Here is a 540-nt window from a genome sequence, read left to right as displayed (position 1 = left end):
TCAGGCGCAGGTTCTGGTCGATGCCCTGCACGGGCCGGGTGCTCTGGCGACGCCCATTGGCGGCGCGGGCGCGCAGGCCGCCCTTGATGAGGTTTTCTTGGGTGCGGTTGAACACGCTCCACAGGTCGCGGCGGTCGTCGTCCGTACGACGGGGCATCAGGATTTGCGTTTCCGTGATGGGTGCGGGTTTGGTAGGGTCGTCGTACTTGAGGGTCAGCGCGGCACGGGCGAACACCTCCGATTCCCCTGCGTCCAAGGTGATCGCCTGCATGGACTCACGGGACTGCTGGGCCTGCCCGAAGCCATTCAGGACCTCATACGCGCCCTCGATGACCTGCCCCGCCACATCGCCCTTGTGGGGCACGCGTACATCGGCCACGGTGTCGCCGCATACCAGCCCGTTGTGGCACACGAAGCGGAACTATGTCCAGCGTCGAACTATGTCCAGTCATTCGACTTGCGCCTGAGCGAGCAAGTCTTGCTGGCCAATAACGCTGTACATAGCAATCCTCCTTGCTGGGCATGTCGCCCACAAGGAGA

1 pseudogene is annotated in these 540 nt (G+C 63.5%); it reads right to left on the bottom strand.

The features are described 5' to 3' along the window. Positions 1–421 (bottom strand): annotated as a pseudogene (locus NFX52_RS30445) (DUF932 domain-containing protein); the annotation flags it as partial. Between the last annotated feature and the right edge of the window lie 119 nt (positions 422–540).

The sequence above is a fragment of the Acidovorax facilis genome, assembly GCF_023913775.1.
GTDB classification, from domain to species: domain Bacteria; phylum Pseudomonadota; class Gammaproteobacteria; order Burkholderiales; family Burkholderiaceae_C; genus Acidovorax; species Acidovorax facilis.
This window is presented reverse-complemented; position numbering and strand designations above follow the sequence as displayed.